We start from the raw sequence: 26,038 nt of genomic DNA, 5'->3' as shown, positions 1-26,038 counted from the left end.
AGCCGCGCTGGTAGAACTCGGCCATGACTTTCCGGTTCGTGGCCCGTGCGGCGGGCGCAGAGATCGATCCCGACGGCGACTTCGTCGAAGCCGGGGTCTCGGAGCGCGAGGACGGCAGCGGCTTCGCCCTGCTCTTCATGTGCGACGGCGGGGAGCCCGACGACCAGGACATTCCCCTGGGGCTCGACACGCACTGCCTGGTCACGGCCGGCCAGGGCACCGCGTACGGGTGTGTCCGGGAGGTGGTGCTGACCGGCAACGTCCTGCGCGTCTCCCTCGACCCTTCCGCGCTGGCGGCGCTGAGGCTGGAGGACCCGGACATCGAGGTGATCCTGGAGGCGCCGGCCGCGGACACGGCCCGGTTCCGCGAGGTCCTCCCCCAGGTGCTGGCATACGGCCGGGAAGAGGCGCGGCCGGTATGCGTCGCCCTTTGACGGATCCCGGGTGCGCTCAGCCGCCCGGAGCCCGGTGCTCTCAGCCGCTCTGCGGGCCTCTGGAGATGTCCAGCAGCAGGGGGCCCGTCGGGTCGGCGACCATGTCCCGCACCGTGACCGGGTCCAGCGCGGCGTAGAACGCCTCCTGGGCCCGGCGCAGGGCGCCCCGCAGGCGGCAGGCGGAGTTCAGGGGGCAGGGGGTCGGGCCCTCGCAGTCGACCACGTCGCCGTCACCCTCGAAGGTGCGGACCACCATGCCCACCGACGCCGAGCGGCCCCGTTCCGTCAGCGACAGCCCGCCGCCCCTGCCGCGCCGGGCGTCGACCAGGCCCAGGTGCTGGAGTTCGGCCACGACCTTCGCGGCGTGCGTGTAGGGCACGTCCATGTCCTCCGCGACCAGGCGGGTCGCGGGGCTGGCGTCGCCTGCGACGGCGAGCCGCATGAGGATCCGCAGAGCCAGGTCGGTGGAGCGCAGCAGCCGCATACCGCGAGGGTAGGTAATACGCATCCACGGTTCAAATTTTCCGGTCGCCCCGCCCCGCTCTTCGGCAGAGACCACCTCGCCCACTACGATCGGTGAGCCCCACCGTTCCCGTCTCTTTCCCCCAGAAGGACACGCCTCATGGGTTCCGGCAACAACAGCAGCAACGCGGCGCGCAAGGCGCGCATCGAGGAGATGCGGCGCGCCGAGCGTGCCCGCGAGCGCCGCAACCGGGTGCTGACCGTCGCGGCGAGCGTGGTGGTCGTCGCCGGTCTCGTCGTCGGCGGCGTGGTCCTCGTGAACTCGCAGTCGGACAAGTCGGACACGAAGATCGAGACCGCGAGCGGCGACGCGAAGAACTCCGGGGACTCCGGGCACTTCACCCTCGGCCCGGACCGCGTGAAGACCTGGTCCGGCAAGCTGTCGCGGACGCACGTGACGACCCGGGTGTCGTACCCGATGCACCCGCCGGTCGGCGGCAACCACAGCCCGGTGTGGCTCAACTGCAACGGCGATGTCTACACCACGCCGGTGCAGGACGAGAACGCCGTGCACGCGCTGGAGCACGGCGCGGTCTGGGTGACGTACACCGGCAAGGCGAGCAAGGCCGACGTGGACGCGCTCGCGGCCAAGGTGAAGAAGACGCCGTACTCGCTGATGAGCCCGTACGAGAACCAGGACGCCCCGCTGGTCCTGTCGGCCTGGGGCCACCAGGTGAACGTGAAGAGCGCGAGCGACCCGGCGGTGAACAAGTTCTTCTCCACCTATGTGCAGGGCCGGCAGACGCCCGAGCCGGGCGCCTCGTGCACCGGCGGGGTCATGAAGTGAGGCGACAGCACGTCGGCTGGGTCGCGGGCGCCGCGGCGGCGGTGCTCGTCGCGGCCGGCGCGATCACGTACGCGGTAGCCGAGGACACCGGCGGACCGGACGGCACGAAGACGCCGGGCGCCGAGTCCGCGGACGCGGGCTTCGCGCGGGACATGGCCGTCCATCACCAGCAGGCCGTCGAGATGTCGTACATCGTGCGGGACCGCACGAAGAACGAGGAGGTGCGGCGGCTCGCGTACGACATCGCGCAGACGCAGGCCAACCAGCGCGGGATGCTGCTGGGCTGGCTGGACCTGTGGGAGCTGCCGAAGGTGTCGGCCGAGCCGCCGATGACCTGGATGGGCATGGGCGACATGGCCTCCGGCAAGGACGGCGCGCTGATGCCCGGCATGGCGACCAACACGGAGCTGAGGAAGCTCCAGTCGCTGAGCGGGAAGCAGGCGGAGGTCTTCTACCTGCAGTTGATGACGGACCATCACAAGGGCGGTATCCACATGGCCGAGGGGTGTGTGGCCAAGTGCACCGTGGGGGTGGAGAAGCGGCTCGCGCAGGGCATGGTCGACGCCCAGCAGTCGGAGATCCAGCTGATGGCCGACATGCTCAAGGCGCGGGGCGCGCAGGCCCGTTGAGAGGCGCGCAAGCCCGCCGGGAAGGCGCGCAGGCCCGTTGAGGGGCGCGCGCAAGCGCGCTCGTAACAGCACCGCCAGGACGAAAACCCCCGTAATCCCTCAAATCTCCCTGGATGACGGTTCCTTGAGCTTCTCTTGACCTTTGCGTTCCCCTGGCATGAACGGTTCATCGTAAGAGTGGCCCCCATCGTGTGATCGCTTCGCCGGCCGCTGCCGCCGCGGGCCGGCTCCCGGATCCACGACGTACCGACCACTACATGCATGCGAACCGCATCGCAGGGGGTTCTATGAGATCCAACCGCGCCACCGTGCGCGCCGGCGTGAGCATGGCAGCGACACTGCCGATGATCGCCGGTGCGCTGGCGCTCGGCATACCCGCGGCGCACGCCGCGGACACCCCGGCCCGTGACTCGCTGGTGGGCACCAAGCCCGCGTGGGCCACGGCCAAGGCGGACAAGGGTGCCACCGCCGACACCGCGCAGGTCACGGCCCGGGTCTACCTGGCCGGCCGGGACCGCGCCGGACTCGCCGCCTACGCCAAGGCCGTGTCCGACCCCAGCTCGCCGCTGTACGGCAAGTACCTGAGCGCCAAGAAGGTGCAGGCCCGCTTCGGGGCCACCAAGGCCCAGGTGGCCGCCGTCAAGTCCTGGCTGACCTCGGCCGGGCTGAAGGTCACCCAGGTCACCCCGCACTACGTCGCCGTCTCCGGTGACGTCGCCGCCGCCGAGAAGGCGTTCGGCACCCAGCTGCACAACTTCACCAAGGGCTCGAAGACCTACCGCGCCCCGGCGAAGACCGCGTCGGCGCCGGCCGGCCTGCGGGGCGCCGTCCTGACCGTGACCGGTCTGGACAACGCCCCGCACAAGTCGACCCACGACGAGCAGCTGCCGCCCCCGGACGCCGTGTTCAAGAACTCCGGGCCGTTCTCCTCGTACTTCGGCTCGAACATCGCGAGCACGCTGCCGGACGCGTACGGCCAGAAGATCCCGTACGCGATCAAGGGCTACACCGGCAAGCAGCTGCGCGCCGCCTACGGCGCGGGCACCTACACCGGCAAGAACGTCCGCATCGCCATCACGGACGCCTACGCCTCGCCGACCATCGCCTTCGACGCCGGCAAGTACGCGGTGAAGAACGGTGACGCGGCCTGGAAGACCGGCCAGCTGCACCAGGTGCTGCCGAAGAACTACACCAAGACCAAGGAGTGCGGCGCGGCCGGCTGGTACGGCGAGGAGACCCTCGACGTCGAGGCCGTGCACGCGGTCGCGCCGAACGCCGACGTCACCTACGTCGGTGCGGCCTCCTGCTACGACGACGACCTGCTGGACTCGCTCAGCAAGATCGTCGACAGCCACCTGGCCGACATCGTCTCCAACTCCTGGGGCGACATCGAGGCCAACCAGACGCCGGACCTCGCGGCCGCCTACGACCAGGTCTTCCAGCTGGGCGCGGTCCAGGGCATCGGCTTCTACTTCTCCTCCGGTGACAACGGCGACGAGGTCGCCAACACCGGTACGAAGCAGGTCGACACCCCGGCCAACTCGGCGTGGGTGACCGCGGTCGGCGGCACCTCGCTGGCCGTCGGCAAGGGCGACACGTACCAGTGGGAGACCGGCTGGGGCACCGAGAAGGCGACCCTCGCGGCCGACGGCAAGAGCTGGACGAACTTCCCCGGCGCGTTCACCTCGGGCGCGGGCGGCGGCACCAGCAAGACCGTGCCGCAGCCGTACTACCAGAAGAACGTCGTCCCGAAGGCGCTGGCCACGGCCAACAACGCCGCCGGCAACCGCGTCGTCCCGGACATCGCGGCCATCGCCGACCCGAACACCGGCTTCCTGGTCGGTCAGACCCAGACCTTCCCGGACGGCACCGAGCAGTACAGCGAGTACCGCATCGGCGGCACCTCGCTGGCCGCCCCGGTGATCGCGGCGGTCCAGGCCCTGGCCCAGGAGGCGCGCGGCGGCAAGGCGATCGGCTTCGCCAACCCGTCGATCTACGCCAAGTACGGCAAGGCGGGCGTCTACCACGACGTCGTGGACAAGCCGACCGGCACCGACCTGGCCGTGGCCCGGATCGACTTCGTGAACGGCTTCGACGCCGCCGGCGGCCTCGCGACCTCGGTCCGCAGCCTCGGCAAGGACAGCTCGCTGTCCGCGGTGAAGGGCTACGACGACGTCACCGGCGTGGGCTCGCCCGCGAACGGCTACGTGCAGTCGTTCCGCCGCCACTGATCGCGCCGGTGACCGGCTGACGCCGGTCCGCTGACGCGGTAGGCGCTCCAGGGGGGCGTGGGGTACGCAACAACACCCCACGCCCCCTATTGCGTCTCTCTGACGATTACACTGACCGCGTGCCTCCGTTGAACTTCTGGTCGATCTATCAGCATGGCTTCGCACGCGTCGCCGCCTGCACGGGCCACACCGTCATCGCCGACCCGCACGCCAACGCCGAAGCGGTCCTGCGCCACGCACGCCGGTGCGCCGAGGACGGGGTCGCCGTCGCCGTCTTCCCGGAGATGGTGCTGTGCGGCTACTCCATCGAGGACCTGCTCCTGCAGGACGCGCTCCTCGACCAGGTCGAGGAGGCGGTCCAGGAGGTGGTGACCGGGTCGGCGGACCTGCTGCCCGTCCTGGTCGTCGGCGCCCCGCTGCGCCACCGCAACCGGATCTACAACTGCGCGGTCGTCGTGCACCGCGGCCGGATCCTCGGCGTGGTCCCCAAGTCGTACCCGCCGAACTACCGGGAGTTCTACGAGCGCCGGCAGATCGGCGACGGCGCCGACGAGCGCGGCGGCTCGATCCGCGTCGGCGGCGAGTCGGTCCCCTTCGGCGTGGACCTGCTGTTCGCGGCCGAGGACGTCCCCGGTCTCGTCCTCCATGCGGAGATCTGCGAGGACATGTGGGTGCCGGTGCCGCCCAGCGCCGAGGCGGCGCTGGCCGGTGCGACGGTGCTGGTCAACCTCTCCGGCAGCCCGATCACGGTCGGCCGGGCCGAGGACCGCAAGCTGCTGTGCCGCTCGGCGTCCTCCCGCTGCCTCGCCGCGTACGTCTACGCGGCGGCCGGCCTGGGCGAGTCGACCACCGACCTGTCCTGGGACGGCCAGACCATGATCTACGAGAACGGCGTGCTGCTCGCCGAGACCGAGCGGTTCCCGCTCGGCGACGAGTACGCCGTGGCCGACGTGGACCTCGACCTGCTGCGGCAGGAACGGCAGCGGCAGGGCACGTTCGACGACAACCGCCGTACGCATCACGCGCGGACGAGTGACTTCCGGACGGTCGCCTTCGAGCTCGACCCGCCGCTCACCGACCTGGGGCTGCGCCGCCGCCTGGAGCGCTTCCCGTTCGTGCCGGCCGACCCCGACCGCCTCGCCCTGGACTGCTACGAGGCGTACAACATCCAGGTCGAAGGCCTCCAGCAGCGACTGGCGGCGATCGGCGGCCCGAAGGTCGTCATCGGGGTCTCCGGCGGCCTGGACTCCACGCACGCGCTGATCGTCGCCGCCCGCGCGATGGACCGCGCCGGCCGCCCGCGCAGCGACATCCTGGCCTGGACCCTGCCCGGCTTCGCCACCAGCGACCACACCAAGGACAACGCACATGCGCTGATGCGTTCCCTGGGCGTCACCGCGGCAGAGCTGGACATCACGCCGACCGCACGGCTGATGCTGAAGGAGATGGACCACCCGTTCGCCTCCGGCGAGCCGGTGTACGACGTCACCTTCGAGAACGTGCAGGCGGGCCTGCGCACCGACTACCTCTTCCGCCTCGCCAACCAGCGCGGCGGCATCGTCCTCGGCACCGGCGACCTGTCGGAGCTGGCTCTCGGCTGGTCCACGTACGGCGTCGGCGACCAGATGAGCCACTACAACGTCAACGGCGGCGTGCCGAAGACCCTGATCCAGCACCTCATCCGCTGGGTCATCAGCAGCGGCCAGTTCGACGAGGAGACCGGCAAGACGCTCGCCGCGATCCTCGACACCGAGATCAGCCCGGAGCTGGTGCCGGGCGAGGAGATGCAGTCGACGGAGTCGAAGATCGGCCCGTACGCCCTGCACGACTTCACGCTGTTCCACGTGCTCCGGTACGGCTTCCGTCCCTCCAAGATCGCCTTCCTGGCCTGGCACGCCTGGCACGACGCCGAGGCCGGCGCCTGGCCCCCGAACTTCCCCGAGGCCAAGCGGGTTGCGTACGACCTGCCGGAGATCCGGCGCTGGCTGGAGGTCTTCTGCCGCCGCTTCTTCGGCTTCGCTCAGTTCAAGCGCTCGGCCATGCCGAACGGCCCGAAGGTCTCGGCGGGCGGTTCACTGTCGCCGCGGGGTGACTGGCGTGCGCCGTCGGACAGCTCGGCGCGGACGTGGCTGCGGGACCTTGAGCGGTTCGATTTGTGAGCAGTCCCGGGGGCCCCGGTTCAGCCCTTGAGTGCGGCGACGAAGGGGGCCCAGGCGGCGGCCGTCACGATGAGGGCGGGCCCGTGGGGGACCTTGGAGTCACGGACGGGGACGAGTCCGGGGAAGTCGCTCGCGATTTCAACGCAGTCGCCTCCGCTTTCATTGCTGTAGCTACTCTTGAACCAGAGAGCGTCACTCAAGTCGATCCGGTTGCTTGCCATTTCGGTAATCCTCTGCCGCTGCCTTGATCATGGCGAGGGACGTGTCTGGTGACAGCGCGACGGCCCTGAGCCGATCGTATGCCTTGCGGTACTGCCCCACGAGGGCTGGATCATCGATGGTGCCTCCGCTGTAGGACGCCTCGGTGTACACCAGCGGCGGGGCATCCGGAAACGTCATGGTCATGATGGAGGCGGCCATCAGGGGGTACGCCTTTTGCTTCCGCGGAACGATCTGCGGAGTGATTCGGCGTCGGTCCGCCAACTCCGTGATGCGGTCCAACTGTGTGGTCATGCCCTCGGCGTCCAGGAGCGGTTGGGTGATCAGCGACTCATGCAGGATCACCCAGTACTCCGGAGTGCGGTGGTCAGACTCGAAGATGTCGGCACGCGCCATCCGGGCACTGACCTTCTCTTCCACCTCGGCGTCGAGAGACAGCGGGAGACCTGCCAGGACCACGGCCCGCGCATAGGCTGGAGTTTGCAGCAGCCCGGGGAAGAGCATCGGGCACCATGCCTCAATGGTCGTAGCACGCTTCTCCGCCTCAAGGACCTTCTCGAAGTACTCAGCGTGCCCTGCTCTCCGCGCCTTCCGCACATCCTCGCAATGTCGCTCGAAGAAGCCGTCGGTGTTGAGCACCCGATCCGCATGCCGAGCCAGGTCGAGCGGCATCCTCCGTTCCCCGCGCTCGATGTCGCTGAGGTAGGTCTTGCCGTAGAAGCTGCCCTCAAGGAAGGCCTCCAACGACATCCCCGCCGACTCCCTCTTCCACCGCAACTCCTTGCCGTAGAAGGTCGGGACGCTCATCGAGCCGTCAATGTCCCTGCGCCGTGCCATGGTTCACCTTCCGCTGTCCCGGTCGCGAACGCGAAACTCCTTTCACGGTAGCGATCCCGACGACACTCTGTGAGGCATTCATCACACACCGCACAGGATGAGAAAGACGCCACCCATGCCTGACCCCTCCCCCTCCCCCACCGCCTACGACGTCTCCTTCAGCGTCGAGGACCTCCGCTCCGCCCTCGCCCTGCACGACATCACGCTGCCCTCCCTCCGCGTGGACCTGCCGAGCTTCGCGGGCAGATACGCACCGCCCGCCAGCCTCGTCGCGCTCGGGAACTGCAACACCGCGACAGCGCGTGCGCTGGCCACCGCCCTCCGGAAGACGGCGGCCGGACAATGACCTTCGCACTCACCTTCCTCGCCACCCCGAAGGCCGTACCGGAACTCCGCCACCACCTCCGCACTCACGACTTCGAAGTCCGCCTGTGCGCAACGGAGTTACTGACGAACGTCATCGACCACCTCGGCGAGGGCACGCTCGTGACGATCCGCGTCACCAGCACGCCCCACGGCCACACCCGCATCGAGGTCACCGACCCCGACCCGAGCGCCCTACCCGCTCCCCTCTCCGCCACCGACACGGCCGAATCCGGCCGAGGCCTGACCCTCGTAGACGCCCTCTCCAGCCGCTGGGGCGTGGACCAGGCCGCGGACCGGAAGACGGTCTGGTGCGAGCTGGCAGCGCCGTCGTGAACAGTGCTACTCGCCCAAGTGGTCTACGGCGCCACGGGATCGCCGTTCCCCAGCTGCAGCCACCACACGTCGTCGTGGTCGCGGCTGAGCTGGAGCGTCTGCCGCTGTCCGTCGCCGAAGTGGAGTTCGACGCCGGCCAGGTTCGGCACGGCGGGGTCCTGCACGATCGCCTCGACCGGTTCACCGGCGTGCGCACCGTAGCGGGCGATCAGCTTCTGTGCGGCCTGGTCCCGTCCCGTGTACCAGGGGGCGCCGAGGTGGGCGAGGTCGGTGGGGTCACCGGCCTCGAGACGCTGGACGTACGCCTTGAGGAGCAGGTCGACGTCGTCGGCGACCTCCGCGGCCTCGGGATAGTCGGACTTCACGGCGTGGACGGTGACCTTCACTTCCGGCGTCTTGCCCAATGCATAGGGGGCAGGCTCGCGAAGCAGCCACCAGGTGAGCACCGCGGTCGCCAGGACGGCCAGCGCCGAAGCCCCCGACCACAGCTTCTTCTTGTACGGGGCGGGCATCAGTACCACCCCGGTACGACGTGGATGATGTCCGCCCAGATGCCCCTGGAACTTCGGAGGTACTCATCCAGAGGCTTGTCCACACGAGTGTGGCTGTGCGCGGTCACCATGGCCTTTCCGTGGACCATCATCCTTCTCCGTTGCCGATCCACCACTCGGCCCCATCGGTACCCGCGATCCAGGCGTCCATGACCTGCTCGATCGCGGGCAGGCCTACCGCGCGGCCGATCGTGACGACGATGAAGCGCAGATCCTGCGGTGCTTCGGCCATGCCCCCGAGATCCCCGACCGCCTTGCTAAGCTCCGCGAACGACTCAGGGCTGAAGTGGCCGTGGCCGGCTGCCTGAATGCACAGGTTCTCTCCCCGCTCGACCACGTCGAACCGACCGTCATCGGCGACCCGCAGCACATCACCTGCCGCGCATCCGAGCACCATGCCGGGACTGCCCGCCAGTTCGAACACGTCCGACCCCACCAACCGCGCCGGCAGCACCTCGAACACCGGGTGCCCGGACGCGGCATGACCAGCCAGAAGTCGTATGTGGGTGCCAGACGGCGGGTGAGGATCGAGTGTCATGCGTGTGATCGTCCCACAGGCCACGTTGACTACCACCTGTGGACGGATGTCAGACGGTAGACCGTGACCCAGACATCCCACTGATCGCTGGGAGAAACTTCAGCGGTGACGCGGTGCCTTGGGCGATGACCCTCCGGGCCACCCGTGACACGCCTCGTCCAGCGCGGGTAAGAAGCGAGCGAGCAGCCCGCCAAATTCAAGCTCAGCGGCCCTCTCTAATCACCATGAATGCATCGTATGGTGGCTCGCCGAGCGCGTGAATGAGACGATTGACCACTTCACCGACAGTGAAGTCCCATCCGGTTAGACGCTGTCCGCTCCAGTTGATCCCTACCCGGAAGTCATCCTTGGCCAGATCCGGCAAAGCCGCGCTTCGCCAATGGTCCAGCGGCATTGATACAGGTCGAAATTGAGGACCCCATAGCTGAGCGGCGCGCTGCGCGCGGGTCTTCGACGACCAATAAGGGAAAGCTGGTTGCCCAGAACTTGAGACCGGGGTGGGACTGCCGTCGTCGTCTCGAACCCACCAAACGGTACGAGTCCGAGCAATCTCACGGAAGAAGGCCGCTGCCTGAGCCCCGCTTGTGCTCACCCGAATGCTCCTGATCGTCCCGTCTTCAGCATCACGCTTGAGCGCGGCACCAGTCGGGCCCAGTCTCCCGCTGGCAGGCCCAGACCGGTACCGCCCGCGCATCGGGCCCGTCTCGGACGCCGTCCGGCGCTTTGCACGGCCCGCAACCGCGCGCCGCGCGTCCTGGCCTTCCTCCCCGCTGCGCTGTAAGCAGCTGACGCCACCGGCAGCCCCCAGGCCCTGAAGGCCGCGAGGGGGTGACGGTCGGGGTTTCAGTTCGCGGTGCCGTCGGTGTAGTCCGCGTCGGCCAGGGCTTGCTGCACGAGATCGGGGCGGTTGCTGATGAACCCGTCGGCGCCACCACGGGCGAACTCGACCGCGCTCCTCGGGTCGTCCACAGTCCAGAGGAAGACCTTCAGCCGCTGCCCGTGCGGGCCCTTCAGGGCGTGGGCCGCCTGGAAGTACGCGGGAGTGACCTTCAGGTACTTCATGTTGATCTGGTCGGCCACCTCAGCCAGCCGCGCCAGGTCCTTCGCCGTCGGTTCGCGCGACAGCAGGGCGGTGCGCACCTCGGGGGCGCGGGCGCGCACGGTCCGCAGGGTGCCGGTGTCGAAGGCCTGGACGATCAGCCGGTCGGTGACCCGGTCGCCCTCGAGCCAGCCCAGCCTGCCGAGTTCCTTCACGGTGTCCTCGGCGAGTCCCGGATAGATCTCCGGCCACTTGATCTCCAGCACCAGCTTCTGGCCGTTGCGGTCCACGCGGCGCATGTACTGCTGAAGAGTCGGTATCTTCTCCCCCGCCCACTGCCGGCCCTTCCAGCTGCCGGCGTCCAGCGTGGATATCTCCGCCCAGGTGAAGTCCCCCACCTTCCATGGCGCACGCTTCGGGAACTTCGCCTCGACATCGGTGGTGCGGGCCAAGGTCTTGTCGTGAATGACGACCAGCTTGCCGTCCTTGGTGCGCTGGACGTCGTTCTCCAGCCACTCGATGCCCTGCGCTCGCGTCGTGTCCATCGCGACCAAGGTGTTCTCCGGGGCCGCGTCGGCGCCGGCCCGGTGGGCGACACTCACCACACCCCCGCGGTCCGTCGCGTCCGTCGCCGTGGAAGTCACCAACAGCACCGCGACCAGGCTCAGGACCATCCCTGCCACGCATATGGAGATGCGCGCGAGCATCCACTCTCCTCATGGGTCGATGACACAGATGCTCACGGAGCAGCTGAGACAGCCGGTAGTCCTGGGACAGGAGAGAATACCTACGGCAGGCGGTGGGCTCGCGGGACCGGTTGGGACACGCCGGGCAGGTTCGGCGGGCGGGGACGCAGGGCGAGCACCCCCCGAGTGCACCTCCTGCGTCACAGGTGACACAAGCACCTCACCCGTTCCCCACTCAGGCAGCAATTGGAGGAATTGGGCCGGGGAGCCGAGGGAAGTCCGAGGTCAGGCACATGCCGGGAGCCGCACCTCTTTGCCCGTTCCTTCCAATCACCGACGCGCACCCCCGCACCCACCGGCCGCACGCCGCCAAACCCAGCCGGCGTGCAGGCGAGACGCGACCGCGTCCCCTCCGCAAGGGGCCGCCACACAGCGCGCCCAAGGGCCCAACCCCGGCAAGACGCCCACTGCTCCCCCGGCCGCCCGCTCGCTTCTCACCCGTGCTGGAGCGAGCCGAGTCAAGGGTGGCCCGGAGGGCCATCGCCGAAGGCGACGCGACCGCAGGGAGCGCCCTTTACTCGGCTCGCGGAAGCACGACCATCGCCAAGAAGCGGGCGGCCCCACGGCAACTGGTCAGCTCCTGGCTCCGCGAAGCTCAGTGGCCTGCCGCGCCTCCACCCGGCCTACTTGACCAGTCGGAAGCCCGGCCGGCCGACCCAGGCTCGCAGGAATTCCGCCGTGCCCAGTGCCGTCCCGTCTTCGTCCGCGAGCCCCAGCAGCCCTGGAAGGCCGGCGACGACCGAGGCCTGGCCGTCCAGCAGTTCGGCCTTGGCCACGCCTCCGATGACGTCCATGACGGTTGCGGTCAGCAAGGCCGTGGCCACGTGGTCGATCTCCCGGTTGCAGCAGGCACTGACATTGACGGCATGGGTCGGCCTGAAGCCGAGGACAGCTTCCACCTCGGGCTCGTCCGCGTGCTCGGCCTCGAAGATGTCCTCGTCACCGACGCCCGGGCCCATCAGGTAGACCAGGAAGGGCCGGCGCCAGTCCTCGCGCTGTGGATTGAAGCCGACCAGGGCCTTGAGTTCCTCGTCCACGCAGGTGGTGCCGAGGAGGGGAAGCGGGTACGGCTTCCGCCAGTCCGCTTCTCGCCTGTCCTCGACGCCCAGTCGCTCAGCGGGCACGTTGACGTCGAAGGAACCCGGTCGCTCCTCCTTGAAGTGGGAGGAGAGCCCCACCATCAGCGCGCGGAACTCCCCCATGGTGGACGGGGGTACAGGCTCCGGCAGATCGATCACCAGCGTCGGACCAGACATGCCGGGAGCCTAGACGAGTAAGGCCGAAGCGCTGGTCAGCGGTGCAGGGCGCCGCGGCGGGTTTCGACCGGGATCTGGTCGCCAAGAGCCTGGGCATGGTTGACGCCGCCGAGTACGAGCGGCGTTCGGGAACACGCCAGCGGATGAGCTTCCGTCAGGGATGGACGCCTGCTTCGTAGCATGAGCGGATGATCACGTCCGACGGACAGCGCCCCCGGCAGCCGGGCGAGCGGCAGAAGGCGATGCGCCGGCATCGCCCGTTCGCCCTCGGCCTGGCCGGGACCGGCGTGGCGGTCGTTGCGGCGTTCGGGTGCAGCGCCGGCCCCGAGAAGTCAGCCTCCATCGGCTCCGCCCCGACCCCTCTGCGCACGACCCGGACCACGGTGTCCGGTGCGCCGGCGCCACCGCATCCTGCCGGCAATGTACGGATCGCCGCCGTGGGAGACATCGTGATGGGCTCGCTGCCGGACGCCCTGCCGCCGGATGACGGCGCCTCGTTCTTCGACCCTGTCGACGACCTGCTCACCGGCGATGTGGTGCTCGGGAACCTGGAGACCACACTCGCCACCGACGGCTCCAGCAAGTGCGACGACATCGACGGCCCGAACTGCTTCGCGTTCCACGCCCCGCCGTCCTACGGCCGCCGGCTCAAGAAGGCCGGGTTCACGGTCATGAACGTGGCGAACAATCACATCGACGACTTCGGGGCGGACGGGCGGCGCGAGACGTTCGCCGCCCTGCGCTCCGCGAACCTGCCGTACACCGGCCGCCTGGGCCAGATCACCGTCCAGCGGGTACACGGCCTCCGGGTCGCAGTGGTCGGGTTCGCTCCCGACCGAGGGTCGAACGACCTCACGGACATCCCTGCCGCACAGCGACTCACCGCCCGCGCCGCGGCGATGGCGGACATCGTGATCGTCACGATGCACGCCGGCGCGGAGGGCTCGGACCGCACCCATGTGGAGCCCGGCACCGAGTACTTCCTCGGCGAGGACCGCGGCGACAGCTACCGATTCAGCCGTGCGGTGATCGACGCCGGCGCCGACCTGGTCGTGGGCAGCGGACCGCACGTGATGCGGGGAATGGAGTTCTACAAGGGGCGGCTGATCGCCTACAGCCTGGGCAACTTCTCGGGCTACAAGGTGCTCGGCCTCGGCGGCACGCTCTCCACCAGCGGCGTGCTACAAGTGACCCTCCGCGCCGACGGCACCTATGTGTCCGGGCGCCTGCGCCCGACCCAGATCGTGGCGCCCGGTACGCCGGAGCCGGGCGGCGACGCGATCGACCTCGTCTCCAGCATGTCGGAGGAGGACTTCGGCTCACACGCCGCCCAGATCTCGGCGGACGGTACGATCCAGCGCCCCTAGGGCCTGCGGCTGGAGGGCTGTCCGATCCCCACCAGCGGAGCCCCTGCACCCCCGCCCCAGGGAACGGAGCCCCCTACGTCAGGAGTGCAGGACGCCGGACTGCTCCGGTACGTGAGCAGCGACGACGCGGCCCACACGGGCAACCTCCCGGCGCCGGTCCACCCCGTACGCCACACCGGCCACTCCGAGCCCCAGCACCGCCAGCGCAGCCCCGGCAACCGCAGGAGACGTGACCCCGAAGCCTGCCGCCAGCGCCAATCCCCCGATCCACGCGCCGCCCGCGTTCGCCAGGTTGAAGGCGGCCTGGTTGGCCGAGGAGGCCAAGGACGGGGCAGCCGAGGCCTTCTCCATCACCATCAGCTGCAGCGGGGAGCCGGTGACGAACGCCGCCATGCCGAGCAGGGCCACCGCGAGGGCCGCGCTCCACTCGGCGCGCATCAGCAAGGGGAAGAGCAGGAGCACCGCGCCCAGCGAGGCCAGTCCGGCGAACAGGGTGCCCCGCATCGACACGTCCGCGAGCCGGCCACCCAGCAGGTTGCCGGCCGTCGCGCCGACGCCGAACAGCGCCAGCAGCACCGTCACGCTGCCCTCGGCGAAACCGGCGGAGTCCGTCAGCATCGGGGTGACGTAGCTGTAGGCCGCGAAGAGCGCGCCGAAGCCCGCCACCGTCGTACCCAGAGCCAGCCAGACCGGCACCGACCTCAGCGCGGCAAGCTCGCCGCGCAGGCCCGTCGTGGGGGCGGAGACTCGGGCGTGCGGGATCAGGAGGGCCAGCGACGCTATCGCCGCCAAACCGATTGCGCTCACGCCCAGAAACGTCGCCCGCCAGCCGAGGTGCTGGCCCATGAGCGTGGCGACGGGGACGCCCGCGACGTTGGCGACAGTCAGGCCGAGGAACATCAGGGAGACCGAGCGGGCCTTGCGCTCCGGCGGGACCATCGCCGTGGCGACGACCGCGCCCACGCCGAAGAACGCGCCGTGCGGCAGGCCGCTGAGGAAGCGGGCGGCGAGGAGGGAGTCGTAGCCGGGGGCGAGGGCCGAGAGGGCGTTGCCCGCCACGAACAGGGCCATCAGGCCGATCAGGACCGTGCGGCGGGACATGCGGGCCGTGAGCGCGGCCAGCAGCGGGGCGCCGATGACGACGCCCAGCGCGTACGCCGAGACCAGGTGTCCGGCGGTGGGGATGGAGATGTGCAGGTCGTCCGCGACGTCGGGCAGCAGGCCCATCATCACGAACTCGGTGGTACCGATACCGAAAGCGCCGACGGCCAGGGTGAGCAGGGCCAGAGGCATGAAGGGCCTGTGCCTTTCGAAGTCAAGGAGAGGAGAGAGCGGAGTTCCGTCACCAGTGTATGTTCAGGTGCGGAACAAAGTCTCCCAGGCCCAGTATTCCGGCCGGTTACGAGGACGTGTCCACCTTCACACGGGCAGCCACCGGAAGGTGGTCGCTGTCGGTGCGCGGCAGGGTCCAGGAGCTCTGCGGATCGACGCCCCTGACCATGATCTGGTCGATCCGTGCCATCGGGAACGACGCCGGCCAGCTGAACCCGAAGCCGTTGCCCGCCGCGCCCTGCGTGGAGCGCAGCTGCGAGGTGACGGCCTTGAGGGAGCGGTCGTTCATCGTGCCGTTGAGGTCGCCCAGCAGGACGACCCGCGGCAGCGGCTCGTCGGCGATCGCCTCGCCGAGCGCGTCGGCGCTCTTGTCGCGCTGCCGCGCGGTGAAACCGGCCTCGACCTTCACCCGCACCGAGGGGAGATGGGCGACGTAGACGGCGAGCGGACCCTTGGGGGTCGTCACGGTCGCACGCATCGCGCGCTTCCAGCCGAGCTTGATGTCGACGTCCTTGACGTCGGTCATCGGGTACTTGCTCCACAGGCCGACGGTGCCGACGACCGCGTGGTGCTTGTACGTCGTCCCGAGCGCCTTCTCGTACACCGGGACGGCGGACGCGGGCAGTTCCTCCAGGGCGAGCAGGTCGGCGCCGGAGGAGGCGACGTCCCGGGCGGTCGCGGCCGGGTCGGGGTTGTCGGCGTTGACGTTGTGGGTGGCCACCATGAGGTCGCCGCCGCCGCCCGTCTTGTCGGTGAGCAGTCCGCCGAAGAGGTTCAGCCACACGATCGCCGGGAGGAGGACCGCGATCAGCGCGGTCGCCGACTTGCGCAGCACGCCGAGGAGCAGCAGCACCGGGATGGCCAGGCCCAGCCAGGGCAGGAAGGTCTCCGTGAGGCTGCCGAGGTTGCCGATCCGGTTGGGGATGCGCGAGTGCAGCAGCATCACCAGGGCGAGGAGCAGGCCGAGCGCCGCGAGAATGATGCCGCGGCGCCAGATGCGTGGATCGCCGCGCCAGCCGGCGAGCAGGCGGTGCGCCAGGCGCCGAAGCCGGGATCCCGGTCGCTCGGGCCCCGAGCCGCCGTTGTCCGTCTCCGTCATGTACGCCTGCTGCGCCATACCGTCTGCCTCACTGCCTGCCGTGCACTCCGTCGTCCCCCCGTGTTCATCCGACCCTAGGGGATGATCGGCTCCGATCCCGCCGTCCCATGACGGCCGTACGGAAGTCGAGGACGAACGAGGTGGGGCCGGGGGTTCCGGTTACCCCCGGGACGGGCGGCGTCTGTGACGAAACGCGCACATACGGGCTACGAGACTGTCGAGCTGACGGGGCGTAGGCCGGCGAGGACCGTGTCGACGATCTCCTCGGGCAGCCCCTCGGGCAGGTCGGCGTCGGGGCGCATCACGGAGCGGACGAGCATGGGGCCCATGAACATGTCGTTGGCCAGCTCCAGGTCGACGTCCGGCCGCAGTTCGCCGTCGCGCTGCCCGCGCCGCAGCACCTCCAGGGCGAGGGCGCGCCGGGGCGCTATGACGCAGGTGTGGTAGGCCGACCAGACCTTGGGGCTGCTCTTCATCTGGGCGTAGACGTTGTGCAGGATCGCCGACGAGCGGCTGGCGAGGCCGCGCCGGCGCAGGGACTCCAGCAGGACGACGAGGTCGTCGCGCATGGAGGTGCCGGGGAGGACCGGGTCGGGGGGTTCGGCGGCGCGCATGACGTCGACGAACAGCTCCTCCTTGCCGCTCCAGCGGCGGTAGATGGTCGCCTTGCCGACTCCGGCCGTGCGCGCGACGCGCTCGATGGAGAGTTCGGCGAGGGGTACGCCGTCCTCCAGGAGCTTCATCACGCCTTCCATGATGGCGCGTTCCACGGCCTCGCTGCGGGGCCGGCCCCTGGCGGGACCGTCCGGGCGCGGCCGGCTTTCGGCAAGGCTCACGGCAATCCGTCCTCTCGGTGTGCTGCGGGAATTGTCCCGCAGCAGCCTCCTTCCCCCGTGCTGACGCCTACGGTCTTCAATCAGCCTTCAGTCGTCCTTCAGTCGGCCGCCGCCACCAACTCCTTCTCCTTCTTCTCCTCCTGACTGGCCGGCGGCTTGCCCGGCAGGAAGAGGGCCGTCACCACGGCGCCGACGAGCGCGACGCCCGTTCCGCACAGGGCGGTGATGTGCATGGCGTGCAGGAAGGCGTCGTGGGCGGGGGTGACCAGGCCCTGGCCGCGCGGCCCGAGCTTGTCGGCGATGCCGAGGGTGGCCTCGATGGACTCGCCGGCCGTGTCGCGCAGGCCGGGCGGCAGCAGGCCGAGCTTGTCCTCGATGCCGTTGCGGTACGACGTGGAGAGCACCGAGCCGAGGACGGCGATGCCGAGGGCGCCGCCGACCTGGCGGAAGGTGTTGCTGAGCGCGGAGGCGGAACCGGCCTTCTCGCGCGGCAGCGCCTGCATGATGACGACGGAGGTCGGCGTCATGATGTGCGCCATGCCGGTGCCCATGAGGAAGAAGACGACCTCGAGCAGCCAGATCGGCGTGTCGGCCTCGAAGCCGGCGAACGCGGCCAGGGTGGCGGCGATCAGCACCAGGCCGGCCGTGGTGGTGGCCTTGTTGCCGAACCGGTCGACCAGCAGCCGGGCACGCGGCGCGAAGATCATCTGTGCGGCGGCCAGCGGCAGCATCAGCACGCCGGACTCCAGCGGCGAGTAGCCGCGCACGCTCTGGGTGTAGAAGACACCGAAGAACGTGACGCCCATCAGCGCGAAGAAGACCAGCGCGATGGCGCTCATGGCGGCCGAGAAGACCTTGTTCTTGAAGTAGGTGACGTCCAGGGACGGGTGGTCGCTGCGCTTCTCGAAGACGACGAACGCGGCCAGGACGACGAGCCCGGCGAGGATGGTCGCCAGCACCTTGGCGTCGGTGAAGTCGGCCAGCTCGCCGCCCTTGATGATGCCGTAGACGAGCAGGACCAGGCCGACCACGGACAGCACGACGCCGACGGGGTCGAGGCGGCCGGGGTTCGGGTCGCGGGAGTCGGGCACCAGCCACACCATCAGGGCGACCGCGAGGATCACGATCGGGACGTTGATGAGGAAGACCGAGCCCCACCAGAAGTGGTCGAGGAGCGCGCCGCCGGTGATCGGGCCGATGGCGATGGCGAGGCCGACGCCGCCCGCCCAGATGCCGATGGCCTTGGGCTGCTCCTCGCGCTCGAAGACGTTCATGAGGACGGCGAGGGTGGCCGGCATGACGAACGCGGCGCCGAGGGCCATCAGCGCGCGGTAGGCGATCAGCTCGCCCGGGGAGCCGGACTCGGCGGCCAGGGCCGAGCCGATGCCGAAGACGACGAGACCGCCGAGCAGGACCTTCTTGCGGCCCAGGCGGTCGCCGATGAGGCCGGCGGTGAAGAGCAGGCCGGCGAAGACGAGGGTGTAGGCGTTGATCGCCCACTCGATCTCGCTCTGCGTGGCGCCGATGCCGGTGGGCGCCGGGGTGGAGATCGTCTTGATGGCGACGTTCAGGATCGAGTTGTCGAGCACCACGATGAGCAGGCTCAGCATCAGCACGCCGAGGATCGCCCAGCGGCGCCGGTGCACCGCTTCCGGTATCCGGGGGGCAGGGACGGGACTTGTCATGTGTTCGATCGTAGGACCATTTCAATACGGCACCGTCTCGTATCTGAATACCTTTACCGAGGCATTACACAGCCGGGCCACAAGCGCAAGCGGAGACCCTTCTGAGGGGTCCCGGAGGAGTCCCAGAGGGATCACAGGGGTCCCCCCTGGCCGTCGGTGGCACGAGGTGCCACCATGGAGACGATCCGGGGACGCCGTCAGGGCGCCTCGAGATGACTGAAGGAGCCGTTGCCATGACGCAGCTTTCGGCTGCCCAGACCAAGCCTTCCGACGGCAGCAAGGCGCTGTACGGAGGGAAGGGCACCCGCCGCATCACCGTCCGCGACATCGCCCTCGCCAAGGAGCGGGGCGAGAAGTGGCCCATGCTCACCGCCTACGACGCGATGACCGCGTCCGTCTTCGACGAGGCCGGGATCCCGGTGCTCCTCGTCGGCGACTCGGCGGGCAACTGTCACCTCGGGTACGAGTCGACCGTGCCCGTCACCCTCGACGAGATGACCATGCTGTCGGCGGCCGTCGTACGCGGCACGCAGCGCGCGCTCATCGTCGGCGACCTGCCGTTCGGCTCGTACCAGGAGGGCCCCGTGCAGGCGCTGCGCTCGGCGACCCGGCTGGTGAAGGAGGCCGGGGTCGGCGCGGTCAAGCTGGAGGGCGGCGAGCGCTCGCACGAGCAGATCCGGCTGCTGGTGGAGTCCGGCATCCCGGTCATGGCCCACATCGGGCTGACCCCGCAGTCCGTCAACGCGATGGGGTACCGCGTGCAGGGCCGGGGCGAGGAAGCGGCGGCCCAGCTGCTGCGGGACGCGAAGTCCGTGCAGGACGCGGGCGCGTTCGCGGTGGTGCTGGAGCTGGTTCCGGCGGAGCTGGCGGCCGAGGTGACACGGGTGCTGCACATCCCCACGGTCGGTATCGGCGCGGGGCCGGAGACGGACGCACAGGTGCTCGTGTGGACCGACATGCTCGGGCTGACGTCGGGGCGGGTGCCGAAGTTCGTGAAGAAGTACGCGAACCTGCGTGAGGTCATGGGGAACGCGGTGAAGGAGTTCGCGGAGGACGTCGTCGGCGGGGCGTTCCCGCTGGAGGAGCACTCCGTCCACTAGCCATTGCGGAAACACCCCGGGCAGCCCGCCGATCTTCCCCCGTCGGCGGGCTGGCCCTTTTTTGCGCCTAAACCGGCGCCGCTCTCGCGGAGATGGTTGCTCGCCGTCGTGGTTGCTCAATTGATGGTTGCGGTGGTCGTCGGGGATTTGTCGGTGGTGTCGGTCGCCTGTCGGTGGTTTGTCGGTGGGGCCTGGCACCTTCATGGGCATGACGCGAATCGATGACAACCCCGTCGGCGGACGCTCCGCCGTGACCGTGCGGGGGCTGGTCAAGCACTACGGCGAGACCAAGGCGCTCGACGGTGTCGACCTGGACGTGCGCGAGGGCACCGTGATGGGTGTCCTCGGGCCGAACGGCGCCGGCAAGACCACCCTCGTACGGATCCTGTCCACCCTGATCACGCCGGACGCCGGCCAGGCCACCGTGGCCGGGTACGACGTCGTACGGCAGCCCCGCCAGCTGCGCCGGGTCATCGGCCTGACCGGGCAGTACGCCTCGGTGGACGAGAAGCTCCCGGGCTGGGAGAACCTGTACATGATCGGGCGACTGCTGGACCTGTCCCGCAAGGACGCCCGGGCCCGCGCCGACGAGCTGCTGGAGCGGTTCTCGCTGACGGAGGCCGCCAAGCGGCCGGCGAGCACCTACTCCGGTGGCATGCGGCGGCGCCTCGACCTGGCCGCCTCGATGATCGGCCGCCCGGCGGTGCTGTTCCTGGACGAGCCGACCACCGGACTCGACCCGCGCACCCGCAACGAGGTGTGGGACGAGGTCAAGGCCATGGTCGGCGACGGGGTCACCGTGCTGCTCACCACCCAGTACATGGAGGAGGCCGAGCAGCTCGCCTCGGAGCTGACCGTCGTGGACCGCGGCAAGGTCATCGCGAACGGCGGCATCGAGGAGCTGAAGGCCAGGGTCGGCGGGCGCACGCTGCGGGTCCGGCCGGTGGACCCGCTGCAGCTGCGGCCGCTCGCCGCGATGCTGGACGAGCTGGGCATCACCGGGCTCGCGACCACCACCGTGGACACCGAGACCGGGACGCTGCTGGTGCCGATCCTCAGCGACGAGCAGCTGACCGCCGTGGTCGGCGCGGTCACCGCGCACGGCATCACCATCTCCTCCATCACCACCGAACTGCCCAGCCTGGACGAGGTGTTCCTGTCCCTCACCGGCCACCGTGCCAGTGCCCCGCAGGACGCCACGCCCGCCGACACCCTGGAAGAGGTCGCCGTATGAGCGCCGTCACCCTCACTCCGGCCGCAGCCGCTGCCAAGGGCGACGCGCCCATCCCGCTGCGCGCCCACCTGCGCCACACCGGGGCGCTCATCCGCCGCAACCTGCTGTGGATCCGGCAGGACCCGGAGTCGATGTTCGACGCCATCCTGTTCCCGGTCATCTTCACCCTGCTGTTCGTGTACGTCTTCGGCGGCTCCATCGGGCAGTCCCTGGGCGGCGGCCAGGACCAGTACGTGCAGTACGTCGTGCCCGGCCTGATGGCCATGATGGGCATGAACATGGCCCAGGGCGTCGGAACCGGCTTCAACCAGGACTTCAACTCCGGTGTCATGGACCGTTTCCGGTCCCTGCCGATCGGGCGCGGCTCCGTGCTGTTCGCCAAGATCGCGGTGGAGCTGATGCGCATGCTGTTCGCGACGGTCGTGCTCGTGATCGTCGGCGTTCTGGTGGGCTTCGACATCACCAGTTGGCCGGGGCTGCTCGCCTCGGTGGGCCTGTCCGCGCTGTTCGGCTCGGCCCTGATGTGGGTGTTCCTCACCCTCGGCGTGGTGATGAAGAACGCGCAGTCCGTGCAGGCCATGGGCTTCCTGGTGCTGATGCCGCTGCAGTTCGGCTCGTCGATCTTCGCGCCGACCGCCTCGATGCCGGGATGGCTGCAGAACTTCACCGACTACAACCCGCTGTCCGCCCTGGCGGACGCCGCGCGCGGCCTGATGGTCGGCGGACCGGTCGCGCACGGCCTGTGGGTGACCCTGATCTGGTCGGCGGCCCTCACCGCGGTGATGGCCCCGGTCGCCATCCACAAGTTCCGTACGAAGAGCTGACGTTCCGTACGAAGAGCCGGCGTCGGCCGGCTCAGACGAGGGCGGTGGCCTCCGCGAGGGAGAGGTCACCGCCCTCGGCGTACGCGGCCTCGTACGCCGGCCCGTCGAGGGTCTCCCGGATGCGGGCCTCCGTGAGGTCCTGGACGCGGCGCTCCAGGCCGGAGGTGACGTGCTGGGGCGGCAGCAGGGCCTGGGCGGCCCCCATGCAGCGGGCGGCGTCCGCGGCGCGGCGGCCGCCGTCGAGTCCGGCCAGGGCCATGGCGGCGACGGTGAGGCAGATGGAGGGCATGTGCGGGGTGATCGCCTCGGACAGCGGGTCGCCGGAGAGCCGCATCGCCGTGCGCACGCGGGCCAGGGCCTCCTCCGAGCGGCGGTCCAGGGCCTCGAGCCAGGCCTCCTGGCTGAGAATCATGGCGTCGAACACGACGAAGTGCGCGATCTCGAACTCCTCGCGCAGCATCCGCAGTTGCTCGCGCGCCTCGGGGATGCGGTCGGTCACGGAGAGCCAGCCGGCGAGGAAGAGCCGGGCCGCGGGCATGGCCTCGTTGCCGATGCGGTCCTGGCCGGCGAGGACCTCGCGCAGCAGGCTCTCGCCGCGGTCCGCCTCGCCCGCTTCCATGAGGATGTTGCCCAGCCGGGCGCCGAGCACGGCCATCTGGGCGCGGGCGCCGAGGCGTTCGGCGTGCACGGTCGCGGCCTCGTAGTCGGCGGCGGCCTCGCGGTAGGCGCCCTTGCGCTCGTGGGCCTCGCCCCGGGCGGACAGGGCCTCGGCGGTGCCCCACTCGTCGCCGAGCCTGCGGTAGATCTCCAGCGCCTCGTCGGCGTCGCGGGAGGCGTCGCCCGCCCAGGCGGCGCGGTTGGCGAGGAGGTTGGCGCGCAACTGCAGGGCGCCGGCCAGCTCCCACTCGAAGCCGGGCGTCTCCCGACAGGTCGTCACGGTGGCGTCGATGATCGTGCGCAGCCGGCCCATGCCGTGAGTCAGCATCTCGGCGAAGAACCACAGCATGCCCGGCGGCCGGCAGGTCTGCGGCATGCCCGGCTCGTAGACCTCGGTGATGACCCGCAGCTTGGCCTTGGCCTCGGGGGTCTGCCAGGCATCCAGCTCGGTGTCCATGGAGGCGACATGGGCGAGGTGGAGGCCGCGCCGGGCCTCGAGGAGGACGTCGCCGGAGTACGGGGGCGGGGTGTCGGTGCAGCGACGCCACACCGGGCGGGCCCGCTCGGCCGGCTCGGCGAACGGGTCCGGGCCGAGCGCCATGACCTCCCGGCACCAGGTGCGGATCTCCATACGCTGGTCGCGCATCTGCCAGAACCACTGCAGGGACAGCACCAGGCAGATCGCCTCCTGCTCCTCGCGCAGGGCGACGGCGTGCCGCAGGGCGGTGCGCAGGTTCTCGTACTCCAGCTGGATCCGGTCGATGGCGGCGCGCTGGCCGGGGCCGCGCAGCAACGGGTCGGTGGTGCGGGCGAGTTCGCGGTAGTACGTCAGATGGGCGCGCTCGGCCTCGGCCCGGCGCCCGGCCTCGTCCAGCCGTTCGGCGGCGTATTCGGCGACGGTCTCCAGCAGCCGGTAGCGCATCCCGCCGTCCGCCGACGGGGAGGCCACCACCAGGGACTTGTCGACCAGGGAGCCGAGCGCGTCCAGGGCGGCCGGGCCGCACACGGCCTCGGCGGCGGCGAGGTCGCAGCCGCCCGCGAAGAGCGACAGCCGGGACAGGACGTCCCGTTCGTCCGCGTCGAGCAGGTCCCAGGACCAGTCCACGACGGCGCGCAGGGTCTGCTGGCGGGGCAGCACGGTGCGGCTGCCGCTGGTGAGCAGCCGGAAGCGGTCGTCGAGCCGGTGGGCTATCTGCCGGGGTGTGAGCATGCGCAGCCGGGCGGCGGCCAGCTCGATCGCGAGGGGCAGTCCGTCGAGCCGCCGGCAGATCTCGGCGCACGCCTCGGGGTCGTCCTCGACCCGGAAGCCGGGCCGGGCGGCCGTGCCCCGGTCGGCGAGCAGCCGCAGCGCGACCGGCTCGGGCAGCGGCTCCACGGGCCGCAGCAGCTCCCCCGGCACGCCGAGCGGTTCGCGGCTGGTGGCGAGCACGGTCAGCTGCGGGCACCGCGCGAGCAGCCGCTCGGCCAGCTGGGCGGCGGCCTCGATGACGTGCTCGCAGTTGTCGAGGATCAGCAGCATCCGGCGGCGGTGACAGTGCTCCACGAGCCGGTCGACGGGGTCGTGCACCTCGGTGATCGCGCGGATGGTCTCGGCGCCGGCGCCGTGCAGCACGGTCTCGCGGCCGCCGATCGCCGTCAGCACGGCCTGCGGCACGGCGTCCGGGTCGTCCACGGGCGCCAGCTCGGCCAGCCACACCCCGTCCCGGGCGGTGTGCCGTACCGCCTCGGCGGCCTCCTGGGAGAGCCGGGTCTTGCCGGCCCCGCCGGGCCCCAGCAGGGTGACCAGCCGGGCCGCCGCGAGGTCGGCGCCGATGGCCGCGATGTCGGACTCGCGGCCGACGAAGGAGGTGAGCCGGGCGGGCAGGTTGCCGGGGACGGGAGCGCCTGGCGCGGCGGGCACGGTCCGCGGCCGCGGCGGGACCTCGACCGCGGCCTCGGTCTCGGTGAGCAACTCGGTGTGCAGGGCGCGCAGTTCGGGTCCCGGGTCGGAGCCGAGCCGGTCCGCGAGGTGCCGGCGTACGTCCTCGTAGGCGGCCAGCGCCTGGGCGGGGCGGCCCGCGTCGCGCAGGGCGCGCAGCCGCAGCGCCTGGAGCGGCTCGTCCAGCGGGTGGGCGTCGCAGAGGGCGGCCAGCTCGGGCAGGGACTGCTCGGCGTGGCCGAGGGCGAGGGCGGCGGTGTGCCGGGCGCGCAGGGCGTCCAGGCGGCGGGTCTCCCAGCGGGCGGCCTCGGCGGTGTGGTCGGGCAGGTCGGCGAGGGCGGGGCCGTGCCACAGGGCGAGCGCGTCGTCCAGGACGGCCGCCGCCTTGGCCGGGTCGCCGTCGGCCAGGGCGCCCAGGCCCTCGCCGGTCAGCCGGTCGAAGCGGGTGAGGTCGACGTCGTCGGGGGCGGCGGCGAGCCGGTAGCCGCCGTCGGCGGAGGCGACCGCGTCGGCGCCGAGCGCCCGGCGCAGCCGGCCGACCAGCGCCTGCAGCGCGCCCGTGGCGTCGGCGGGCGGGTCGGCGCCCCACACCTCGTCCACCAGCAGATCCGTCGGCACGGTCCGGCCGGCCCGCAGCGCGAGCACGCTCAGCAGCGCGCGCAGCCGCGCCCCGCCGACCGGGACGGGCGTGCCGTCGGGGCGGAGTGCCTGGGTGGGACCGAGGAGGCGATAGCGCACGGGGTCCATTGTCACCGGAGCGGTCACCGGAGCGATCAGGAGGCGGCGCCGGGTCGCGGCGGCGTGGCGTCCGGGACCTCCAGGGTGACGAGGGCGCCGACGGTACGGCGGACGCGGTGCGGACCCCGCTGCGGCACGGGCTCCTCCCCGAACCACTTCGGGCAGCGGTCGACGGACTCCAGAGTCCGCGTCCCGGGAACCGGTTCGAGACCTCGCCCGGTCGAGACGATCGTCACCTTCCCGGGGACGGGCTCGACGGGCTCGGGAACGTGCGTGGCCGTGTATTCCTGGTGCACCAGGTCGATGGCGCGGACCCGGCCGGCGGTCGTGTGCCTGCTGTCGCCGTGGTTCTCCACCCACGCCTCGGCGCCGTACCACTGGCCGTTACGGGCTTCCTCCCCGTCGACGGCGACCAGCGGCCAGTCGACTTCCTGGCCCACGCCGAACCGCGTGCCGCAGCACCCCATCTGCCAGTCCTCGTAGAACACCCTCATCAGTGTCATTCCCCCACCCTTCAGGAACCGGACGGCCACCGCGAGACGTTTTCCTGGCGAGTCCCGGCCGGTACGGTCGGCCTTCCGACCGTACTCGCCCACAGGAG

The 26,038-nt window shown here is 70.5% G+C and carries 25 protein-coding genes; 11 read left to right on the top strand and 14 right to left on the bottom strand.

Annotated features, from left to right (window positions below; translation table 11 throughout):
* Positions 1–23 precede the first annotated feature (23 nt).
* Positions 24–434, top strand: coding sequence for an Imm10 family immunity protein (locus ABZ865_RS03220; RefSeq protein WP_361222932.1), 411 nt, complete (start codon positions 24–26; stop codon positions 432–434).
* A gap of 40 nt (positions 435–474) precedes the next feature.
* On the opposite strand, the gene ABZ865_RS03215 is transcribed toward ABZ865_RS03220, so the two are convergent.
* Positions 475–918, bottom strand: coding sequence for an Rrf2 family transcriptional regulator (locus ABZ865_RS03215; protein ID WP_361222929.1), 444 nt, complete (start codon positions 916–918; stop codon positions 475–477).
* Positions 919–1,056: 138 nt separating this feature from the next.
* Between ABZ865_RS03215 and ABZ865_RS03210 the strand changes: the two genes are divergently transcribed.
* The 4 genes from ABZ865_RS03210 to ABZ865_RS03195 all read left to right on the top strand — a co-directional run bounded on the left by ABZ865_RS03210 (position 1,057) and on the right by ABZ865_RS03195 (position 6,762).
* On the top strand, positions 1,057–1,743 hold the full coding sequence (locus tag ABZ865_RS03210; protein WP_361222926.1) for a DUF3105 domain-containing protein: 687 nt from the start codon (positions 1,057–1,059) through the stop codon (positions 1,741–1,743).
* Positions 1,740–2,372, top strand: coding sequence for a DUF305 domain-containing protein (locus tag ABZ865_RS03205; RefSeq protein ID WP_361222923.1), 633 nt, complete (start codon positions 1,740–1,742; stop codon positions 2,370–2,372). Before ABZ865_RS03210 ends, ABZ865_RS03205 begins: the two co-directional genes overlap by 4 nt.
* Before the next feature lie 287 nt (positions 2,373–2,659).
* Positions 2,660–4,603, top strand: a complete 1,944-nt coding sequence (locus ABZ865_RS03200; RefSeq protein ID WP_361222920.1) for a S53 family peptidase — start codon at positions 2,660–2,662, stop codon at positions 4,601–4,603.
* A 119-nt stretch (positions 4,604–4,722) separates the two neighbouring features.
* On the top strand, positions 4,723–6,762 hold the full coding sequence (locus ABZ865_RS03195) for an NAD(+) synthase (RefSeq protein ID WP_361222917.1): 2,040 nt from the start codon (positions 4,723–4,725) through the stop codon (positions 6,760–6,762).
* 20 nt (positions 6,763–6,782) lie between these two features.
* On the opposite strand, the gene ABZ865_RS03190 is transcribed toward ABZ865_RS03195, so the two are convergent.
* On the bottom strand, positions 6,783–6,983 hold the full coding sequence (locus ABZ865_RS03190) for a DUF397 domain-containing protein (protein ID WP_361222914.1): 201 nt from the start codon (positions 6,981–6,983) through the stop codon (positions 6,783–6,785).
* Positions 6,955–7,818 carry a helix-turn-helix transcriptional regulator gene (locus ABZ865_RS03185; protein ID WP_361222911.1) on the bottom strand — a complete coding sequence of 288 codons (864 nt, stop codon included), beginning with the start codon at positions 7,816–7,818 and terminating at the stop codon, positions 6,955–6,957. The genes ABZ865_RS03190 and ABZ865_RS03185 overlap by 29 nt, the downstream gene beginning before the upstream one ends.
* A 115-nt stretch (positions 7,819–7,933) precedes the next feature.
* Here ABZ865_RS03185 and ABZ865_RS03180 point away from each other — a divergent pair, with 115 nt between their 5' ends.
* Both ABZ865_RS03180 and ABZ865_RS03175 read left to right on the top strand, forming a co-directional pair.
* A complete protein-coding gene (locus ABZ865_RS03180; RefSeq protein WP_361222908.1) occupies positions 7,934–8,164 on the top strand; it encodes a hypothetical protein in 231 nt (76 codons plus the stop codon).
* Positions 8,161–8,517, top strand: coding sequence for an ATP-binding protein (locus tag ABZ865_RS03175; RefSeq protein ID WP_361222905.1), 357 nt, complete (start codon positions 8,161–8,163; stop codon positions 8,515–8,517). Before ABZ865_RS03180 ends, ABZ865_RS03175 begins: the two co-directional genes overlap by 4 nt.
* Positions 8,518–8,540: 23 nt before the next feature.
* Here ABZ865_RS03175 and ABZ865_RS03170 read toward each other — a convergent pair whose 3' ends face one another.
* The 5 genes from ABZ865_RS03170 to ABZ865_RS03150 form a co-directional block, all read right to left on the bottom strand.
* Positions 8,541–9,029, bottom strand: coding sequence for a hypothetical protein (locus ABZ865_RS03170; RefSeq protein ID WP_361222902.1), 489 nt, complete (start codon positions 9,027–9,029; stop codon positions 8,541–8,543).
* A gap of 127 nt (positions 9,030–9,156) precedes the next feature.
* Entirely contained in the window at positions 9,157–9,606 is a 450-nt protein-coding gene (locus tag ABZ865_RS03165) for a DUF4265 domain-containing protein (RefSeq protein ID WP_361222899.1), read from the bottom strand.
* Positions 9,607–9,808: 202 nt separating this feature from the next.
* The gene (locus ABZ865_RS03160) at positions 9,809–10,300 is read right to left on the bottom strand and encodes a DUF2750 domain-containing protein (protein WP_361222895.1); all 492 of its coding nucleotides are present in this window, start codon (positions 10,298–10,300) and stop codon (positions 9,809–9,811) included.
* Between the two features lie 149 nt (positions 10,301–10,449).
* Positions 10,450–11,352, bottom strand: a complete 903-nt coding sequence (locus ABZ865_RS03155; RefSeq protein WP_361222892.1) for a glycerophosphodiester phosphodiesterase family protein — start codon at positions 11,350–11,352, stop codon at positions 10,450–10,452.
* Positions 11,353–12,014: 662 nt separating this feature from the next.
* The gene (locus ABZ865_RS03150; RefSeq protein WP_361222889.1) at positions 12,015–12,647 is read right to left on the bottom strand and encodes a DUF6368 family protein; all 633 of its coding nucleotides are present in this window, start codon (positions 12,645–12,647) and stop codon (positions 12,015–12,017) included.
* Between the two features lie 188 nt (positions 12,648–12,835).
* On the opposite strand from ABZ865_RS03150, the gene ABZ865_RS03145 reads away from it, so the two are divergent.
* Positions 12,836–14,014, top strand: a complete 1,179-nt coding sequence (locus ABZ865_RS03145; protein WP_361222886.1) for a CapA family protein — start codon at positions 12,836–12,838, stop codon at positions 14,012–14,014.
* A gap of 78 nt (positions 14,015–14,092) precedes the next feature.
* Here the strand turns inward: ABZ865_RS03145 and ABZ865_RS03140 are convergent, their stop codons facing one another.
* From ABZ865_RS03140 to ABZ865_RS03125, 4 genes are all read right to left on the bottom strand, one after another.
* On the bottom strand, positions 14,093–15,307 hold the full coding sequence (locus tag ABZ865_RS03140; RefSeq protein ID WP_361222883.1) for an MFS transporter: 1,215 nt from the start codon (positions 15,305–15,307) through the stop codon (positions 14,093–14,095).
* Between the two features lie 106 nt (positions 15,308–15,413).
* On the bottom strand, positions 15,414–16,463 hold the full coding sequence (locus ABZ865_RS03135) for an endonuclease/exonuclease/phosphatase family protein (RefSeq protein WP_361222880.1): 1,050 nt from the start codon (positions 16,461–16,463) through the stop codon (positions 15,414–15,416).
* A gap of 188 nt (positions 16,464–16,651) precedes the next feature.
* Positions 16,652–17,281 (bottom strand): TetR/AcrR family transcriptional regulator, encoded by a 630-nt coding sequence (locus ABZ865_RS03130; protein WP_361222875.1) that lies wholly within the window; start codon positions 17,279–17,281, stop codon positions 16,652–16,654.
* A gap of 98 nt (positions 17,282–17,379) precedes the next feature.
* On the bottom strand, positions 17,380–18,966 hold the full coding sequence (locus ABZ865_RS03125) for an MFS transporter (RefSeq protein ID WP_361222872.1): 1,587 nt from the start codon (positions 18,964–18,966) through the stop codon (positions 17,380–17,382).
* Positions 18,967–19,199: 233 nt separating this feature from the next.
* Here ABZ865_RS03125 and panB point away from each other — a divergent pair, with 233 nt between their 5' ends.
* The 3 genes from panB to ABZ865_RS03110 all read left to right on the top strand — a co-directional run bounded on the left by panB (position 19,200) and on the right by ABZ865_RS03110 (position 22,124).
* Positions 19,200–20,066: a 3-methyl-2-oxobutanoate hydroxymethyltransferase gene (panB, locus tag ABZ865_RS03120; RefSeq protein WP_361222870.1), complete on the top strand. Its 867-nt coding sequence runs from the start codon at positions 19,200–19,202 to the stop codon at positions 20,064–20,066.
* A 208-nt stretch (positions 20,067–20,274) separates the two neighbouring features.
* Positions 20,275–21,300, top strand: a complete 1,026-nt coding sequence (locus ABZ865_RS03115) for an ATP-binding cassette domain-containing protein (protein WP_361222868.1) — start codon at positions 20,275–20,277, stop codon at positions 21,298–21,300.
* Positions 21,297–22,124, top strand: a complete 828-nt coding sequence (locus ABZ865_RS03110) for an ABC transporter permease (protein ID WP_361222865.1) — start codon at positions 21,297–21,299, stop codon at positions 22,122–22,124. Before ABZ865_RS03115 ends, ABZ865_RS03110 begins: the two co-directional genes overlap by 4 nt.
* Positions 22,125–22,155: 31 nt before the next feature.
* Here ABZ865_RS03110 and ABZ865_RS03105 read toward each other — a convergent pair whose 3' ends face one another.
* Together ABZ865_RS03105 and ABZ865_RS03100 are read right to left on the bottom strand one after the other, a co-directional pair.
* Positions 22,156–25,446 (bottom strand): BTAD domain-containing putative transcriptional regulator, encoded by a 3,291-nt coding sequence (locus ABZ865_RS03105; protein ID WP_361224351.1) that lies wholly within the window; start codon positions 25,444–25,446, stop codon positions 22,156–22,158.
* Positions 25,447–25,472: 26 nt separating this feature from the next.
* Entirely contained in the window at positions 25,473–25,940 is a 468-nt protein-coding gene (locus tag ABZ865_RS03100) for a DUF6578 domain-containing protein (protein ID WP_361222862.1), read from the bottom strand.
* Between the last annotated feature and the right edge of the window lie 98 nt (positions 25,941–26,038).

The organism is Streptomyces sp. NPDC047085 (assembly GCF_040643735.1).
Lineage (GTDB): Bacteria > Actinomycetota > Actinomycetes > Streptomycetales > Streptomycetaceae > Streptomyces.
This window is presented reverse-complemented; position numbering and strand designations above follow the sequence as displayed.

Bases quoted from the DNA above. Each gene is read 5' to 3' on its own strand.
- ABZ865_RS03220 (WP_361222932.1), top strand. From the start codon at position 24: ATGACTTTCCGGTTCGTGGCCCGTGCGGCGGGCGCAGAGATCGATCCC.
- ABZ865_RS03215 (WP_361222929.1), bottom strand. From the start codon at position 918: ATGCGGCTGCTGCGCTCCACCGACCTGGCTCTGCGGATCCTCATGCGG.
- ABZ865_RS03210 (WP_361222926.1), top strand. From the start codon at position 1,057: ATGGGTTCCGGCAACAACAGCAGCAACGCGGCGCGCAAGGCGCGCATC.
- ABZ865_RS03200 (WP_361222920.1), top strand. From the start codon at position 2,660: ATGAGATCCAACCGCGCCACCGTGCGCGCCGGCGTGAGCATGGCAGCG.
- ABZ865_RS03190 (WP_361222914.1), bottom strand. From the start codon at position 6,983: ATGGCAAGCAACCGGATCGACTTGAGTGACGCTCTCTGGTTCAAGAGT.
- ABZ865_RS03185 (WP_361222911.1), bottom strand. From the start codon at position 7,818: ATGGCACGGCGCAGGGACATTGACGGCTCGATGAGCGTCCCGACCTTC.
- ABZ865_RS03180 (WP_361222908.1), top strand. From the start codon at position 7,934: ATGCCTGACCCCTCCCCCTCCCCCACCGCCTACGACGTCTCCTTCAGC.
- ABZ865_RS03175 (WP_361222905.1), top strand. From the start codon at position 8,161: ATGACCTTCGCACTCACCTTCCTCGCCACCCCGAAGGCCGTACCGGAA.
- ABZ865_RS03170 (WP_361222902.1), bottom strand. From the start codon at position 9,029: ATGCCCGCCCCGTACAAGAAGAAGCTGTGGTCGGGGGCTTCGGCGCTG.
- ABZ865_RS03165 (WP_361222899.1), bottom strand. From the start codon at position 9,606: ATGACACTCGATCCTCACCCGCCGTCTGGCACCCACATACGACTTCTG.
- ABZ865_RS03160 (WP_361222895.1), bottom strand. From the start codon at position 10,300: ATGCGCGGGCGGTACCGGTCTGGGCCTGCCAGCGGGAGACTGGGCCCG.
- ABZ865_RS03155 (WP_361222892.1), bottom strand. From the start codon at position 11,352: ATGCTCGCGCGCATCTCCATATGCGTGGCAGGGATGGTCCTGAGCCTG.
- ABZ865_RS03150 (WP_361222889.1), bottom strand. From the start codon at position 12,647: ATGTCTGGTCCGACGCTGGTGATCGATCTGCCGGAGCCTGTACCCCCG.
- ABZ865_RS03145 (WP_361222886.1), top strand. From the start codon at position 12,836: ATGATCACGTCCGACGGACAGCGCCCCCGGCAGCCGGGCGAGCGGCAG.
- ABZ865_RS03140 (WP_361222883.1), bottom strand. From the start codon at position 15,307: ATGCCTCTGGCCCTGCTCACCCTGGCCGTCGGCGCTTTCGGTATCGGT.
- ABZ865_RS03135 (WP_361222880.1), bottom strand. From the start codon at position 16,463: ATGGCGCAGCAGGCGTACATGACGGAGACGGACAACGGCGGCTCGGGG.
- ABZ865_RS03125 (WP_361222872.1), bottom strand. From the start codon at position 18,966: ATGACAAGTCCCGTCCCTGCCCCCCGGATACCGGAAGCGGTGCACCGG.
- panB (WP_361222870.1), top strand. From the start codon at position 19,200: ATGACGCAGCTTTCGGCTGCCCAGACCAAGCCTTCCGACGGCAGCAAG.
- ABZ865_RS03115 (WP_361222868.1), top strand. From the start codon at position 20,275: ATGACGCGAATCGATGACAACCCCGTCGGCGGACGCTCCGCCGTGACC.
- ABZ865_RS03110 (WP_361222865.1), top strand. From the start codon at position 21,297: ATGAGCGCCGTCACCCTCACTCCGGCCGCAGCCGCTGCCAAGGGCGAC.
- ABZ865_RS03105 (WP_361224351.1), bottom strand. From the start codon at position 25,446: ATGGACCCCGTGCGCTATCGCCTCCTCGGTCCCACCCAGGCACTCCGC.
- ABZ865_RS03100 (WP_361222862.1), bottom strand. From the start codon at position 25,940: ATGACACTGATGAGGGTGTTCTACGAGGACTGGCAGATGGGGTGCTGC.